The organism is Pseudomonas viciae, from assembly GCF_004786035.1.
GTDB classification, from domain to species: domain Bacteria; phylum Pseudomonadota; class Gammaproteobacteria; order Pseudomonadales; family Pseudomonadaceae; genus Aquipseudomonas; species Aquipseudomonas viciae.
Genome location: NZ_CP035088.1, coordinates 4,013,846 through 4,028,247, shown reverse-complemented (window position 1 = coordinate 4,028,247; position 14,402 = coordinate 4,013,846). Strand labels below are relative to the sequence as shown.

13 protein-coding genes are annotated in these 14,402 nt (G+C 62.5%); 8 read left to right on the top strand and 5 right to left on the bottom strand.

Annotation, left to right across the window (positions count from 1 at the left end; translation table 11 throughout):
* Positions 1–108: 108 nt before the first annotated feature.
* Genes EPZ47_RS17405 through EPZ47_RS17395 form a run of 3 tightly spaced genes read right to left on the bottom strand, consistent with a single transcriptional unit; the run spans position 109 to position 4,081 of the window.
* A complete protein-coding gene (locus EPZ47_RS17405) occupies positions 109–2,346 on the bottom strand; it encodes a xanthine dehydrogenase family protein molybdopterin-binding subunit (RefSeq protein WP_135845938.1) in 2,238 nt (745 codons plus the stop codon).
* On the bottom strand, positions 2,343–2,816 hold the full coding sequence (locus EPZ47_RS17400) for a (2Fe-2S)-binding protein (RefSeq protein WP_135845937.1): 474 nt from the start codon (positions 2,814–2,816) through the stop codon (positions 2,343–2,345). Before EPZ47_RS17400 ends, EPZ47_RS17405 begins: the two co-directional genes overlap by 4 nt.
* Positions 2,813–4,081, bottom strand: a complete 1,269-nt coding sequence (locus EPZ47_RS17395) for a c-type cytochrome (RefSeq protein ID WP_135845936.1) — start codon at positions 4,079–4,081, stop codon at positions 2,813–2,815. Before EPZ47_RS17395 ends, EPZ47_RS17400 begins: the two co-directional genes overlap by 4 nt.
* A gap of 221 nt (positions 4,082–4,302) precedes the next feature.
* On the opposite strand from EPZ47_RS17395, the gene EPZ47_RS17390 reads away from it, so the two are divergent.
* Both EPZ47_RS17390 and EPZ47_RS17385 read left to right on the top strand, forming a co-directional pair.
* Positions 4,303–5,517: an MFS transporter gene (locus tag EPZ47_RS17390; RefSeq protein ID WP_135845935.1), complete on the top strand. Its 1,215-nt coding sequence runs from the start codon at positions 4,303–4,305 to the stop codon at positions 5,515–5,517.
* A 75-nt stretch (positions 5,518–5,592) separates the two neighbouring features.
* Positions 5,593–6,492, top strand: a complete 900-nt coding sequence (locus tag EPZ47_RS17385) for a LysR family transcriptional regulator (protein WP_135845934.1) — start codon at positions 5,593–5,595, stop codon at positions 6,490–6,492.
* A 77-nt stretch (positions 6,493–6,569) separates the two neighbouring features.
* Here EPZ47_RS17385 and EPZ47_RS17380 read toward each other — a convergent pair whose 3' ends face one another.
* Together EPZ47_RS17380 and EPZ47_RS17375 are read right to left on the bottom strand one after the other, a co-directional pair.
* Positions 6,570–7,196, bottom strand: coding sequence for a LysE family translocator (locus EPZ47_RS17380; protein ID WP_238346647.1), 627 nt, complete (start codon positions 7,194–7,196; stop codon positions 6,570–6,572).
* Positions 7,197–7,226: 30 nt separating this feature from the next.
* On the bottom strand, positions 7,227–7,940 hold the full coding sequence (locus EPZ47_RS17375) for an autoinducer binding domain-containing protein (protein ID WP_158296367.1): 714 nt from the start codon (positions 7,938–7,940) through the stop codon (positions 7,227–7,229).
* Positions 7,941–8,206: 266 nt separating this feature from the next.
* Between EPZ47_RS17375 and trpC the strand changes: the two genes are divergently transcribed.
* From trpC to EPZ47_RS17345, 6 genes are read left to right on the top strand one after another with little or no spacing between them, the layout of a single operon-like run.
* Entirely contained in the window at positions 8,207–8,995 is a 789-nt protein-coding gene (gene trpC, locus EPZ47_RS17370) for an indole-3-glycerol phosphate synthase TrpC (RefSeq protein WP_135845932.1), read from the top strand.
* Entirely contained in the window at positions 8,992–10,047 is a 1,056-nt protein-coding gene (locus EPZ47_RS17365; RefSeq protein WP_135845931.1) for a Gfo/Idh/MocA family oxidoreductase, read from the top strand. The genes trpC and EPZ47_RS17365 overlap by 4 nt, the downstream gene beginning before the upstream one ends.
* Positions 10,044–11,177: a DegT/DnrJ/EryC1/StrS family aminotransferase gene (locus tag EPZ47_RS17360; RefSeq protein WP_158296366.1), complete on the top strand. Its 1,134-nt coding sequence runs from the start codon at positions 10,044–10,046 to the stop codon at positions 11,175–11,177. Before EPZ47_RS17365 ends, EPZ47_RS17360 begins: the two co-directional genes overlap by 4 nt.
* Positions 11,174–12,289, top strand: a complete 1,116-nt coding sequence (locus tag EPZ47_RS17355; RefSeq protein WP_135845929.1) for a DegT/DnrJ/EryC1/StrS family aminotransferase — start codon at positions 11,174–11,176, stop codon at positions 12,287–12,289. Before EPZ47_RS17360 ends, EPZ47_RS17355 begins: the two co-directional genes overlap by 4 nt.
* Positions 12,273–13,142, top strand: coding sequence for a sugar phosphate isomerase/epimerase family protein (locus tag EPZ47_RS17350; RefSeq protein ID WP_135845928.1), 870 nt, complete (start codon positions 12,273–12,275; stop codon positions 13,140–13,142). Before EPZ47_RS17355 ends, EPZ47_RS17350 begins: the two co-directional genes overlap by 17 nt.
* Entirely contained in the window at positions 13,126–14,400 is a 1,275-nt protein-coding gene (locus EPZ47_RS17345; protein WP_158296365.1) for a M20/M25/M40 family metallo-hydrolase, read from the top strand. Before EPZ47_RS17350 ends, EPZ47_RS17345 begins: the two co-directional genes overlap by 17 nt.
* The last annotated feature ends 2 nt before the right edge of the window (positions 14,401–14,402 follow it).

Genomic DNA, 14,402 nt, shown 5'->3' with positions numbered 1-14,402 from the left:
GCAGCGGTTGGTCACTAACTTAATCCTCCCGGCGTCGAGTGATAATCCAGTCGAAGCTCTACGCTGCATTGCGTCAAACGCAACGCTTTGGGGCGGCGTGAGGCCGGGCTATTGCGGCTGCGCTGACCGGGTCAGGGGAAGGTTCAGCCAACGCCGGCCAGTGGCATTCGCCACGGCATTGCCGAGGGCGGCGGCCATGGGGCCCTGAACGATCTCGGCGGCACCGAGAAATGGCTGCCCCGGTTGATCGAGCAAATGCACATCGACCTGCCTGGGCAATTGTGTAAAGCGCAGGATCGGATAACCGCTCCAGTCGTAGCTGCGTACGCCACCGGGGTCGTAACCGACTTTTTCAAACAGCGTCCAACTGGCGGACTGCACAATGCCGCCCTCCACCTGGTTGCGCAGGCCATCGGGGTTGACGATTTGGCCCACGTCCACCGCTGTCACCACGTGATCGAGTTGTACCTCGCCTGTCAGCGGATGCACCTGTAGACGGACAGCCAGGGCGCAGTAACCCATGATGTTTTTGTAGCGGGCAAACGCGAACCCTATGCCTGAACCTGGTTCGTTGCTTTTGTGCGGCCAGCCCATAGCGTCCCGGACACGCTCGATCACCGCACGTGCCCGTGGGGCTGTGAGATGGGCGAGGCGAAAGGCGACTGGATCGGCGCCGGCCTGGACGGCCAGTTCATCGATGCAGGCTTCGATGGCGAAGATATTGATGTGCGCCCCCAGCGAGCGCATCGCTGAGGTGCGAAACGGCATTTGGGTCACGAAGTTCATGTCGATGCGGGTGGACGCCAGGCTGTACAGCGGCACGGCATTTCGATCGCCATCCCCTTCGGGCTGGGCGATCGGCACCGACGGCGCGGAAACGAACGGGCGAGCCAACAACCGGGCGGGAATCAACCTGCCGGCGTTTACGATGCGTTCGTTGTGCGGCGTCGTCCACAGTTCATAGGTCCAGTCCTGCAATTTGCCCTGCGGATCGAGGCTGGCCCGGACCTCGGTGAGCATGGCGCAACTGTAGGGCTCCCAGAGATTTTCCTGTTCGCGCATCCATTGCACGCGCACCGGCGTGCCGGCGACGCGCATTGCGATCAATGCGGCATCGGCTGCCGCGTCGTCCGCACCATTGTGGCCGTAACAGCCGGAGCCCTCGACATGGATGCAGCGCACTCGTTCGACTGTCAGCCCCAGCATTTCGGCGATTCCCGCGCGAAGAGGGAAGACCCCCTGGGTATGAGTCCAAACGGTGAGCAGGCCATCCTTGAACCAGGCCACGGCGCAGGAAGGGCCGATGGAACCGTGCATGAGGTACTGCTTGGTGACCCGGGCGCGATAGCTCGCGCTGGCTGTGGCCGCTGGTGTGCCTTCATGGCTGATCGGGTAGCGGCGGGCGGGCAGGCGTGTCAGTAATCCGTGGATGTCCTGAGGGTCGGGGAGCGGCTCTGCGCCGCTCCAGCGCGCCAGCTCATAGCCGCTGCGCATCGCCTTGATGGCCTGCCACTCATCTCGGGCAACCACCGCCAGGTAGTTGCCGTCGCGCACCACCTGTACGACGCCGGGCAGGCGTTTTATCGATTCGGTATCGAAGTCTTCAAGAGCGCAACCAGGACGTGGCGGGCGGATGACCCGCGCATGCAGCATGCCTGGCAGGCGCATGTCCTGGACAAAAGCGGCGCCGCCACTGACCTTGGCCGGGATATCCAGGCGTGGAAGCGAATGGCCGATCAGCTTGAAGGCGGACGGTGGCAGCGATGGCGATTGCGCCTTCGCGTAAAGGTGCAAGTCGACGCCCTTGACGGCCTCGGCGTAGGACATTCGCTGGCCAGCCGGGCCCTGGATGACGCCCTCGTCAGTCACCAGCAATGCGGCTTCCACACCCCAGTTGCGTGCTGCCGATTCCAGCAGCAATTGCCGCACCTGAGCGGCGGCATTGAACAAGGCGGTGCCACTGTCGAAGATGCTGTGGCTGCCGGCGGTATAGCCTTCGTTCGGGGTCAGGGCGGTGTCGGCGGTGAGCAGGGTGATCGCCCCTGGCGAGACGTGCAGGCGCTCCGCGGCAATCTGCAGGAGGGCTGTTTTTACCCCGGTCCCCAATTCGACTTTACCGGTGTAGACCGTGATGCCTTCGGCACTGACGCGGATCCACGCATCGAGGTAGGGATTGGTGCGCAGGCTTCCTGGAAGATCGGGCGCCAGCACGACCGTGCCAAGGGTATCGACCTCGCTATCGGCCAGCGCATGACGCGCCGCCGGTACCAAGGTGAACGCCAGCACCAGCGCGCCCCCGCGCAGGAACGCGCGGCGCCCTTGGTCGACTTCATCGCGAAGGGTCATGTGGCACTCCTGTCTGGCCTGGCAACGCGGCTGATGGCGTCGATGATGCGCAAATGGGTTCCGCAACGGCACAAGTTGGTTGCCATGTGCTCGCGTAGGGTCTGTTCGTCCGGATGGGGATCGCGCTCAAGCAACGCCTGGGCGCGCATCAGCATGCCGGCGATGCAGTAACCGCACTGTGCGGCCTGGGTCTCGATAAAGGCCCGTTGCAACGGGCCAGGACGATCCGCCGTGCCCAGGCTTTCGACCGTACGGATGTGCTTGTTTTCCAGGCCGGAGCAGGGCGTCAGGCAGGAGAACACGGGCTGGTCATCGACCAGCACGGTGCAGGCTCCGCACTGACCCAGGCCGCATCCGTATTTGGCGCCGTTGAGCCCCAGGTGATTGCGCAGCGCGTACAGCAGCGGCATGTCCGGCTCCAGTTCCAGCGAATGGGGCGAGCCGTTGACGTTGAGGGTCACTTGGGTCATTGCGCCTCCTGACGTAACTCATCAATAGTGGAAGAAAGATCCGCCCACGGTTGGCCAGGCTTGGCCTGCTCGCGCAGGAACCCGGCCAGGGCGGCGAGCTGGTGGTTGTCGAGGCTGGCAGCGAAAGGTGGCATGCTCGGTCCGGGGCGCCCCGGGGTGGCGGGCACACCTTCAAGCACGGTCTTGAGAAAGTTGCGCGCGCTCGTCGCATGCAGCGCCGATGTGCGGTCCAGTGCAGGGCGCCCATCGATCTGGCGCATGGGCGCGGCCGGGCCATGGCAGCCTGCACAGGCGCTCTGGAACAGTAGAGGGCCAGGCGTTTGCCCGATCACCTCGCTGGGAGGTTTGATCGAGGGCGCGACCGGGCTGGGCGCGGGGGCCTTGAGGCTCAGGAGATATTCGGCGATCGCGTCGGCGTCGCTGGCCGGCATGTTGGTCAGGCTGAGGCTGACCGGTCGCATCGGTCCCGCGGCGGTGCCATGGCCCTCGACCACCTCCGCCCGCAGGTAGCGCGCCAGTTGCGCGCTGCTCCAGGGGAATGTCCGGCGGCTGGCCATACCCAGCAGGGAAGGGGCCTCCCATCCGTCTACATGCCCTCCAGCAAGATGCTGGTTGGATTTCTCCGCGCCCAACGGATTGAGCGGCGAATGGCAGCCGCCACAGTGGCCAGGGCCTTCGACCAGATAACGTCCACGATTCCAGGTTGCAGATTGTTGGGCCACGGGCGTCAAGGGTTGCTGATGCAGAAACAGCAGGTTCCAGAACGACACCAATGGCCGGATGTTCATCGGGAAGTTCATCCGGTTTTGCACGGCTGGTGCGTGTACGGCGGGGCCACTCATCAAGTAGGCGTAGACGTCCGCGATATCCTCGTCGGTCATGCGCCGGTAGTACGCGTAAGGGAAAGCGGGATACAGCAAATGCCCGTCCCGGGAAACGCCCTCGCGCATCGCCCGCTGGAACGCTGGCAATGACCACTGGCCAATCCCGGTCTCGATATCCGGCGTGATGTTGGTGCTATAGAGCGTGCCGAACGGTGTGACCAGCGCCAATCCTCCGGCCAGGTACTGACCGCCGGGACGGGTATGGCAGACCGCGCAGTCGCCGGCTTCGGCTACCCGCGCACCGCGGTGCACTTGGCTGGAATCGAATGGTGATTGCGCGTCGGCGGGAGCGATCGCCGGGCGCCACATCAACAACGCGGCACCTATTCCACCCACCAAGGCGAGTACGACGGCGCCCACCCACAGCGGCTTGGTTTTCATGATTCGCCCCTTCATTCGCCGGTTCTCCGTAGCCCGTGCCCAAGCGTAGCGAAGGGGTATGGGTTGCGGTATTGCCAACCCGCGCAATGACGTTTTGCGTCATTGGCAACGCTGGGGTCGTTGCGTCATGCGCATCGCTGCATTGCCCCAGCGACGGATTCTCCTGGGCGAGCGTCGCGCCTAGCCTTGGCGACACTCTCTCCATCGAATGAGGTTCCATCATGGCCATCGGCAACTTTGCAACTCCGGCAAATACGGCGCAGGCAGGCGAACGACCGGCTCCAATCTCCAGCACCCTGGTCGCCTTGCTGGCTTTCTGTTGTGGGGCCGTCGTCGCCAACCTCTACTACGCCCAGCCGATCGTCGAGCTGATCGCCCCGCAAATCGGCCTGTCCAGCGCCAACGCCAGCCTGATCGTTTCGCTGACCCAATTAGGCTATGCCGTGGGCCTGCTGCTGTTGGTGCCTTTGGCTGACTTGATGGAAAATCGCCGCCTGGTGGTGGGCTTCACGCTCGTCGCCAGCCTGTGCCTGGTAGCGGCAGGCTTCACCGACTCGCCTTCGTTGTTCCTGTTGTTCTCATTGCTGATAGGCCTCACTTCCGTGGCCGTGCAGATTCTCGTACCGCTGGCGGCGCACATGGCCCCTGAAGCAAGCCGTGGCCGTGTCGTTGGCAATATCATGAGCGGCTTGCTGCTGGGGATTCTGCTCTCACGCCCACTGTCGAGCCTGCTGGCACAGGCGGTCGGTTGGCGTGGTGTGTTCTTCAGCGCCGCAGCCCTGATGGCGTTGATTGCCTTGGTCATGGCCGTTGCCCTGCCACGGCGCATGCCAACCCATCAGTCCTCTTACGGCGAGTTGATCCGCTCGGTATTTGCCCTTGCGCGACGCCACCCAAGCCTGCGAGAGCGTTCCTTGTATCAAGGGTTGCTGTTCGCCAGCTTCAGCCTGTTCTGGACCATCGTGCCCATTGAACTGATTCGTCAACACGGTTTCAGCCAGGCGCAGGTCGCGATGTTTGCCTTGGTAGGGGCCGTTGGTGCGATCGCGGCCCCGATTGCCGGTCGATTGGCGGACGCCGGGCATGGCCAGCGTGGCACCCTCGCTGCGTTGATACTGGCCCCTGTTGCGTTGTGGTTGGGGGCCCTGCCAGGCAGTGGTTATCTCTGGCTGGTGGTGTGCGCGGTGCTGCTGGATTTTGCCGTGCAGCTCAACATGGTCCTCGGCCAGCGTGAGGTGTACGCCATCGATCCCCATAGCCGGGCGCGTCTGAATGCCGTGTACATGACCAGCATCTTTGTCGGCGGGGCCCTGGGTTCGTTGATCGCCAGCCCCCTGTATGAGCAGGTCGGGTGGAACCTGTCGGCGGCTGCGATCGCCTGTGTTCCAGGCTTGGCGTTGGTGCTGTTCCTAAGCCGTCGCCATCGCAAGGCTTGAGCACAGTCATACAAGACAGCTCTTGCGTGCTCAGGCATAGTCGTCGAGGTGATTTTTCGCTCTCGGAATCGGCTTATGGACAAGTTGCTGGCGCTGAAGATGTTTGTTGAAACCGTGCGTTGTGGCGGCTATTCATCGGCGGCGCGCAAGCTGGGTATTTCCACGTCTTCGGTGACCCGGCAGGTGGCGGCGTTGGAAGGGGAACTGGGCGCCAGCCTGCTTAATCGCACCACGCGCAACACCAGCGTCACGGTCGCCGGGCAAGCCTATTTCGAGAAGGCCCTGGCGATTATCGAGTCCATCGACGAAGCCGATGCCATTGTCGCCGACCGTGGCACTGAGCCCCAAGGGCATCTGCGTGTCAGTGTCCCGGTGGAGTTCGGCCGGCGCATCATCGCTCCCCACCTGGGCCGTCTGCTTGATCGTCATCCCGGCCTGGAAATCAGCCTGTCGTTGAGCGATCGGGTCAGTGACCTGATCAGCGAGCGAATCGATGTGTCGGTGCGTCTCGGTTCGTCGGTGGTCAGCGATGACATCGTCAGTAAAAGGATCGGCCATTTCCAGCGTTGGGTCGTGGCCAGCCCCGAGTACCTGGCACGGACCGGTTTGCCACGCCACCCCAATGACCTGCTCAAACACCAGTGCCTGCGTTTTGATTATGGCGCAGCGCACCATGCCTGGACTTTCCAGGGCGACGAAGCTGTCTTGAGCCTGAATGTGCAGGGGCGCTTGCAGAGCAATAACGCCGACATCCTGCGAGAGGCGGCGCTGGCCGGTGGCGGCGTGGCGCTGCTGGCCGACTGGCTGGTGCGCGACGATGTCGGCCAGGGCCGCCTTAGCCGCGTCCTGGAACACTACGAAGTCAATCCCGGGGCCGCCAGCTCCTGCATCAACGCGCTGTATCTGCCCAACCACCGCGGCTCCAGTCGCATCAATGTGTTCATTGAGTTCCTCGAGGAAATCCTCGTCGCCTGAACACTCTTGAAGAAAAGCCGCGACCGCTGAAGGCGGATCGCGGCTTTTTTTGATTGCATCGGCCAAACCTGTGAGTGTTATTTCTGGCTGAGGGCAGCGATGGAAAGTCCTGACACGATGAAGGTCAACCCCGCGCCGAGGTTGAGCCCGTTGGCGAGGCGCGGGCGTTTGTAAATGTATTGCGACAGGCGCGTGGCGAAGATACCCATCAACGAAAATCCCACGGCCGTCAGCAGAGCGAACCAGAACCCGTAGACCAGCATCTGCACAGTGACCGAGCCAAGTGCGGGGTTGATGAATTGAGGGATGAACGCCAGCACGAACAACCCTGGCTTGGGATTGAGCGCCGCTGAAAGGAAGCCTGTCAGCAAGATGCTGCGCAGGGGCTGTCGCGCGGCGGGCGCGAAGGTGATCAAGCTTTTGGCACGCAGCACCTTGATCCCGAGCCAGAGCAGGTAGGCGGCCCCCACCAACTTGACCACCCAGAAGGCGACGGTCGAGGTCTGGATCAACAACGTGAGCCCCAGCGACGCGGTGGTGACGTGAAACAGGATACCCAGGCCAGACGACAGGCCCGACACGAGGGCTGCCAGGCGACCCTGGCTGAGCCCGCGTCCTATCGCCAGCAAATTGTCAGGGCCTGGAGAGAGGACCAGCAGCACGCAAGCTGTGGTGTAGGTGAACCAGATATCCATTGGAAACACGGTGACGCTCCCTGCGAGGTAGGTGTGGGGTCAACTGATGATGCCCAGGACGGCTGCCCTGACCACCGCTGCGGTTTTGTTAGTGGCGCCGAGCTTGCCCACGGCGTTCTTCACATGGAATTTGACGGTGTCGAAGGAGATGGCCAGGATCTGCGCGATCTCTTCCTGTGTCTTGCCATCGGCCGTCCAACGTAGCACCTCGATTTCCCGTGCGGTCAGCCGGTAATGCTGGGCCTGATGTGACGGGGTGATCAGCAGCCTTTCCATCACTGGCGCAATAGTCTCGGCAAGCCAGCGCATCTTGAGTTCCTTGGCATTGAGTTCGGTCACATCCAGCGTAGAGCCGCTGCGGGCGAGCGTCAGCATGCTTTGGTGGCGCGAGGCATTGGTGCGCGAGCAGGCCCAGCCGTATCGCAGGCCTGCGGCGCGAGCTTCTTCCCAGAATTGCGGCATCTTGCGCATGAGTTCTCCCTGCCACAAAAAGGGTGTGGTGCAGGCGCGCGCTCGCTGTACCGAAGGGTCGACAAGCAGGAAATCGGCGTCGCTGTAGCGGCGCTGCCAGGTGCTCGAGAAATTGCAGCGCATCTGCATGATGGGGTTGGAAAAAGGCAGGGCTGTGCAGACACCGAACGAAAACCATTCGAAATCCAACTCCCAGGCAACGCGTTGAACGCCGTTCACCAAGTCCTGCTCATCTTTGACCGAGCTTGTCCATGCCAGCAGGTTTGCGAGCCAAGTACGCATCGAATCTCCATTTCCGGATGCCGTTTCCCAGCGTTTGTTATACCCCAGCGAAATCCCCTTGGAAAGCCTGCAGGGCCAGTGCCATCGCATGCTGGTGCAGCCCATCGCCGATGGCATCCTGCCGCCTGCCTACCCCATTGGGTAGGTGGTTTTAAACCTTCACGGCCATTAGGTTTGCTCCTCGCCGGCTGGCAGAGGAACCGCTCGCTGTTTCTCTGCAGCCTTGTTACCGGCGTTATCCCAAACTCATTGATGGTGGTCGTTCCATGCTCGAAGAGATTGTCAGATACAAAGTCCAGGAAACGGCTCAACGCAAGCAGGCGCACGGTATCGATGCCCTGCTCAAGCGGATTCGTGACGCACGGGCGCCCCGTCACTTTGCCGGTGCCTTGGCAGGCGAGGGAATCTCGCTCATTGCCGAAGCCAAGTACCGCTCGCCGTCCAAGGGCGTGCTGCGTGCTGACTATGATCCACTCCAGTTGGCGATGGCTTACCAGGCCGGGGGCGCCAGTGCCTTGTCGGTCATCGCCGACAGTCGGTTCTTTGGTAATGCGCCCCATGTCGTTGGCATGCTGGCCAACCATCCTCAAATCACCTTGCCGGTGATGTACAAGGACTTCATCGTCGATGAGTATCAAGTCTACGAGGCGCGGGCTCTGGGCGCCGACGCGATATTGATGATCGTCCGCTGCCTGCCGCCCGGCAGCCTTGCGAGGTTGCATGCCTTGGCGAACCAGCTGGGGCTGGATGTATTGGTGGAGACTTTTGACGAGGCGGACATCGACCAGGCGCTATCGGTCGACGCGTCGATAGTGGGTATCAACAATCGCGACCTCGATACCTTCAAGGTCGACTTCGACCGTTCCGCCCAATTGTTCGAGTGTCTGCCTGCTTCGGTAATCGCCGTGGCGGAAAGCGGTGTTGCCGGTCATCAGGACATGCAATTGGTAGAACGCATCGGCTTTGCCGCCGCGTTGGTGGGGGAACGTCTGCTAACAGCTGCTGACCCTTGCCTGGAGAGCCGTCGGCTGCTGGGCGCGGATGAGGCTGTATGACGATGCTGCGCTCAATCATCCTAGGCTTCGGTCACTGCGGGAGAAACCTGCATCTGGCCAGCCTGCGCTCATTGCATCGGCAGGGCTGCCTGCCCGACGTCGACACCACCATCACGGTCGTGGACCCTGAGCTGGGCAGTGGGTTGGTCGATGGCCTGGTGATGCAGCGCTGCCTACCCGAGGCGTCGGCACTGCAGGGCAGGGTAGGTGTCGTGCATATCTGTACGCCACCGGCCCTGCACTTGCGTCATGTGCACGAAGCGCTTATGGCCGGTTTCCGATACATCATCATTGAGAAACCCATGGTGATGAACCTGGCCGAGGCCCAGGCGCTGCGTTCCATGGAGCAACAATATGGTGCGCAGATCCTGGTGGTTTCGGTGTGGGGCCACAGTCAGTTGGTCCCACGGCTCACCCGGTGGCTGGAAGCCAGTGAACAGCCGCTTCGCAGTGTGCACATCGTCCATGACAAGCCTCGCTTTTCGCGCTCTTTCACCCGCCATGGCGAACACCTGTTCGACATTGAAATGCCGCATCAGGTCAGCCTGGCGTTGCTGTTCGCGGGTGCTCCGGCGTCCGGGTTCCGCGCGCACACCGAAGATCTGCGCGTCGAAGGCAAGCTGCGCCAGGCCATGAAGGCCGGCAGCATCGGCTGGCGCGATGAGCAAGGCATCGAGGTGCTGCTCGAATCGGATCTTGCCAGCCCGATCCGCCAACGCAGTGTGCGCCTGCAACTGGAGAGTGGCGAATGCTGCGAAGGCTTTTTCCCCGTAGGCGCCGACGACAGCTACGCACAGCTCAGATGCGACACCGAGCACAGTGGCAGTACTGCTCACCAGATCTTCGCTGACGAGCCCCTGACCACATGTGTGGGCGAGTACTACCGCTATTTCAGGAACCACCTGCAGGGTCACGGCGCCGATATGCCTCGCAGCGGCACAGTGGCGTTCAACCAGCAGGTTGTCGAGTTGCTGGAGCAGGCCCGCGGCGTTGCATCTGCCAGCGCATTGGCGTCGATCAATATGCATATGGCCAAGGAGGCCGTTCGATGAGTGTTCCGTTTTTCCAGATCACCGAAGGATTCACCCGCGCCTTGCCGCTGCTGGAGGAGGGGCTGGCGGAGTTTCATCGACAGTCCGGTTGGGTCAATGACCAACAGGTGCGGGCGTTTGAGCAGGCTATCGCCACTTATACCGGCGCGCCCCATGCTATCGCCACCGGCAACGCTACCGATTCGCTGATCATCTGTCTGATGGCGCTGGGCATCGGCCCGGGTGATGAAGTCATCGTGCCTTGCTACAGCTTCTTCGCTTCGGTCTCCTGCATCCTGCAAGTGGGGGCGACGCCGGTGTTCGTCGATATCGAACCTGGCAGCTACGCAATTGACTGCTCCCTGATCGAAGCCTGCATCACCCCGCGTACCCGAGCCATCATGCCGGTCCATCTGTTCAGGCAAATGGCCGAAATGGACGCGTTGATGGACATCGCCCGTCGACATGGTTTGAAGGTTGTCGAGGACAGCGCCGAAGGTATCGGAATGCGCTGGAACGACAGGCATGCCGGGCTGATCGGGGACCTTGGCGTACTGTCGTTCTTCCCCACCAAGACCCTGGGTGCGCTCGGCGATGCCGGAATGGTCCTGACCCGCGATGCGGATCTGGCCAGGCGGGTGCGACAGATCCTCGACAATGGCCGTGATGCCAGCGGCCTGGCGCAGTGCCTGGGCTACAACAGCCGAATGGACGACCTGCAGGCCCTATGGCTGAGGGCACGATTGCCCGAGCTGGACCAGGAGATCGAACGACGTGCCGCGCTTCGCGATGCCTACGACTTGCACCTGGGGCCCTTGGGTGAATACCTGCAGGTGCCGGTCACGTTGCCTCGGGCAGCGCGCCAGCGATGCGTCGACTATGTCTACCTGATCGAGGCGCAGAACCGTGACGGTCTGGCCGAGCATCTCGCTGCGCGCGGGATTGGCGTCGAGGCCTACTACCCGCTGCCGCTGCACCTGCAGCCGGTGTGCGCCGGGCCAACCCATGCCGAGGGTCGTTTTCCGGTCGCCGAGCGGGCCGCCACCCGGGCGTTGGGCCTTCCTCTCTATGCCGATCTGACTGCGTCAGATGTTGCCAGCGTGTGCCAGGCGATCACCGAGTTCTATGCCGCCGCCGGAGCCCAGTCATGATCAAGTACCAGGATTTCCAACGCCGTTATCCCAATGCGCAGACACAGATACTCGAGATTCTCGCTGCCCGGGTCCAACAAGGCGATTTCATTCTCAAGCAGCAGGTTCAGAATTTCGAGCAAGTCCTGGCGACCAAGGTCGGTGCGCGCCACGCTGTCTGTGTAAGTTCTGCGACCTCTGGCCTGACCCTGTCGCTGATTGCATCCGGTATTGGACCGGGAGATGAGGTCATAACACCTGCTTTTTGCTATGTATCGGCCGCCTCATCCATTGTGCAGGCGGGTGCTACACCGATATTCGTGGACGTCGCCCCCCACAGCGGCGTGCTCGAGGCCGAGGCCGTCGTCCGCGCCTTGACCCCCCGGACGCGGGCGGTATTGGTCGCCCACCTGTTCAGCGGCCTGGCTGACGTCGACGCGTTGCGTGAGGCATTGCCCGACGATGTCCTGATTCTCGAGGACAGTGCCACCGCATTCGGTGCGCGCCTGCGCGGCCGTCATGCCGGCACACTCGGTGACATTGGCGTGTATTCCTTCTTTCCGGCCAAACCCTTGGGCGGTATCGGCGACGGTGGCGCGGTGATTACTGACGACGACCAGGTGGCGGGAGCCGTCCGGATGCTGCGCAATCATGGGCAGGACGGCCGTCGGCGTTTCTACCACCAGCGCTTGGGATACAACAGCCGCATGGATGAGACCAATGCCGCCTGGCTGCAGGCCCGGTTGCGGGAAAACGACTTGCACCTGGCCCGCAAGCAGGCCATTGCAAAGGCCTACGACGAAGCCATCGAAGCCAGCGACGGCGTGTTGCTCGGCCAGCATCGCGGTACCCCGGATTTCTCCCCTCACGCTTATGTCGTGCGCAGTGCCGAGCGTGAGCGGCTGACCAGGCATCTCACCGCGCGCGGTATCCAGACCCGCGTGCATTTTCCTGTGCCGTTGCCTGAGCAGCCGGCGTTTGTCCAATGGTCCGCAGGGCCGGCGCACTACCCCAATGCGCGTCTGCTGGGCAAGCAATGCCTGGCATTGCCCCTGTGCTCCGGCATGAGCGATGGGCAGGTATCGCGCGTCATCGAGGCGTTGAAGGAGTTCAGCCATGCCGAGGTCATTTAAGCTCACGGGGATCGCCGATGAAGGCTGCGCGTCCTTGGCCGAGCAGTTGGCGTGCCACGCTGAACTGGGCTGGCGGCATCTCGAGCTGCGCAGTGTCGACAGCGTGCCGCTGGCCAACCTGTCGGAACGATCACGCGTATCGATGTGCGATTCGCTGCTCGCACAGTCCGTGGACGTGGTGGTCCTGGCCTCGCAGATCGGCAATTGGGGCAGCAGGATCGATACCGACTGGCAGACTGACTGGGCCGAGTTGCAATGCCTGTTGCAGATGGCCGGGCGTCTGGGGACGCGGATGATCCGTGTCATGTCCTACCCCAATTGTGGCTGGGACGAGGCCCGCTGGCGGCATGCGGTCATTGAGCGATTCAAGCGTCTGGTCGAGGTGGCCGAAGACGCCGATGTCGTGCTGATACACGAGAACTGTGCCGGTTGGGCCGGCCAGGGCGCCGAGCAGACCTTGCAGTTGCTCGATGCCGTTGGCTCGGATCACTTGAAGCTGTTGTTCGATATCGGCAATGGCCTGAGTTATGGCTATGACGCCTTGGCGTTCCTGCGCCAGGTTCTCCCGCACGTGGCGCATGTGCATCTGAAGGATGGCTGCCGGGAAGCGGACGAAGTGCACTACACCTTCCCCGGGGAAGGCCAGGTGCGGGCCAAAGACTGCATCAATCTGCTGCTGGACAAGGGTTACAACGGCTGGTTTTCGATCGAGCCGCACCTGTGCCTGATTCCGCACCTCAAACAGTCGGCCACGGATCCGCATCGACAACGGCAGACCTATCAGGCCTATGCCGGGCATGCACGGGACTTGCTGCAATCCTGCCAGGAGGCGAAACATGCTGTTCACGGATAAATACGTAGACCGGCTTGAGCAACTGCTGTGCATCGACACGGTGACCCCGATGGAGACCGGCCAGCCCTCGTGCATCGCACAGGCCAATATGCTCTTCGCCCAGTGGGCGCAGGCAGTGGGCATGCGCGAGGTGTTCAACGGTCCTGGTGCCTTGCCCGATGAGGCGCGAGTGCCGGTGTCGGTACAGCGCCGGATGAACGAGGCGCCGCAGTTCCTGGCTTGGCAGCCCCATAGCGTGCTGGAGATCGGCAACGGGCCACGGGAACGTACGGTCATGTTCAATTTCCACATGGACACCGTGTCACCTCATCTGCCTGTGCAGGTAGTCGACGGCTGCGTACAGGGCCGCGGCGCGGTGGACAATAAGGGGCCAGGCCTGGCGGTGCTGGCAGCGCTGGAGGCCTTGCAGATGCAAGAGCCGCAGGTGCTGGACGATATCCGGGTGCTGATCCAAGTGGTCGCCGGTGAAGAAGGGGGCGCCATGGGCGTCTATGGTACCCGCTACCTGTGCGAGCAAGGCTACCTGGGCTGTCTGAACATCTTCGTGGAGCCTACCGGCCCCGGTTACTTCGATGCCTCTACCACCTCGATGACATACGAAGTACGGATGGACGGCAGGGATTCGACCGACGACTTTCCGCAACAGGGCGACAATGCTTCGCTGGTTCTGGGTTTCATCGCCCAGGCCATGGCTGCCCAGTTGGCAGAGCCGTTGCACGCGCTGCAGGTGAAGATGACCCTGGCCGGCCTGCATACCGGCATACACCACAACCGGGTTTACGGTAGCGGGCACTGTCTCTTCAATTTTGCCTATCGCAGCACCGCTCAGGCGCGGGATGCCGAGGTGTTGATCGAGCAGGCGTTCGACCAGGCGTTGCAGCAGTGCGGCTCACGTTTCGCCCAAAGCCCGCCATTCCTCATGACTGTCGAACGCCTGCGCACGACCTGCAGCGCTCGTTGGCTCAAGCGCGGCTTGCCGGTCCTGAACAACCGCCATGTGGCCTTGCAGCGCCTGTTGGGCGAGGCCGGCATCGTGCCGAACCCGGATGCCGAACAGGCCTTCACCTGCGATGCGATGTGGGCTCAGGGCAACGGCGCCTACAGCGTCGTCTGGGGGCCGGGCTCACTGGCCGACAACGGAGCGCACACCTCCCGTGAATACGTTTCGATCAATGACCTGGACACCTTTGCAGTCGCTGTAAAGGGGCTGCTACGTCGCTTTGCCGAGCCGATCGAAAACACTCTCAAGCAAGGATAAAA

Bases quoted from the DNA above. Each gene is read 5' to 3' on its own strand.
- EPZ47_RS17405 (WP_135845938.1), bottom strand. From the start codon at position 2,346: ATGACCCTTCGCGATGAAGTCGACCAAGGGCGCCGCGCGTTCCTGCGC.
- EPZ47_RS17400 (WP_135845937.1), bottom strand. From the start codon at position 2,816: ATGACCCAAGTGACCCTCAACGTCAACGGCTCGCCCCATTCGCTGGAA.
- EPZ47_RS17395 (WP_135845936.1), bottom strand. From the start codon at position 4,081: ATGAAAACCAAGCCGCTGTGGGTGGGCGCCGTCGTACTCGCCTTGGTG.
- EPZ47_RS17390 (WP_135845935.1), top strand. From the start codon at position 4,303: ATGGCCATCGGCAACTTTGCAACTCCGGCAAATACGGCGCAGGCAGGC.
- EPZ47_RS17385 (WP_135845934.1), top strand. From the start codon at position 5,593: ATGGACAAGTTGCTGGCGCTGAAGATGTTTGTTGAAACCGTGCGTTGT.
- EPZ47_RS17375 (WP_158296367.1), bottom strand. From the start codon at position 7,940: ATGCGTACTTGGCTCGCAAACCTGCTGGCATGGACAAGCTCGGTCAAA.
- trpC (WP_135845932.1), top strand. From the start codon at position 8,207: ATGCTCGAAGAGATTGTCAGATACAAAGTCCAGGAAACGGCTCAACGC.
- EPZ47_RS17365 (WP_135845931.1), top strand. From the start codon at position 8,992: ATGACGATGCTGCGCTCAATCATCCTAGGCTTCGGTCACTGCGGGAGA.
- EPZ47_RS17360 (WP_158296366.1), top strand. From the start codon at position 10,044: ATGAGTGTTCCGTTTTTCCAGATCACCGAAGGATTCACCCGCGCCTTG.
- EPZ47_RS17355 (WP_135845929.1), top strand. From the start codon at position 11,174: ATGATCAAGTACCAGGATTTCCAACGCCGTTATCCCAATGCGCAGACA.
- EPZ47_RS17350 (WP_135845928.1), top strand. From the start codon at position 12,273: ATGCCGAGGTCATTTAAGCTCACGGGGATCGCCGATGAAGGCTGCGCG.
- EPZ47_RS17345 (WP_158296365.1), top strand. From the start codon at position 13,126: ATGCTGTTCACGGATAAATACGTAGACCGGCTTGAGCAACTGCTGTGC.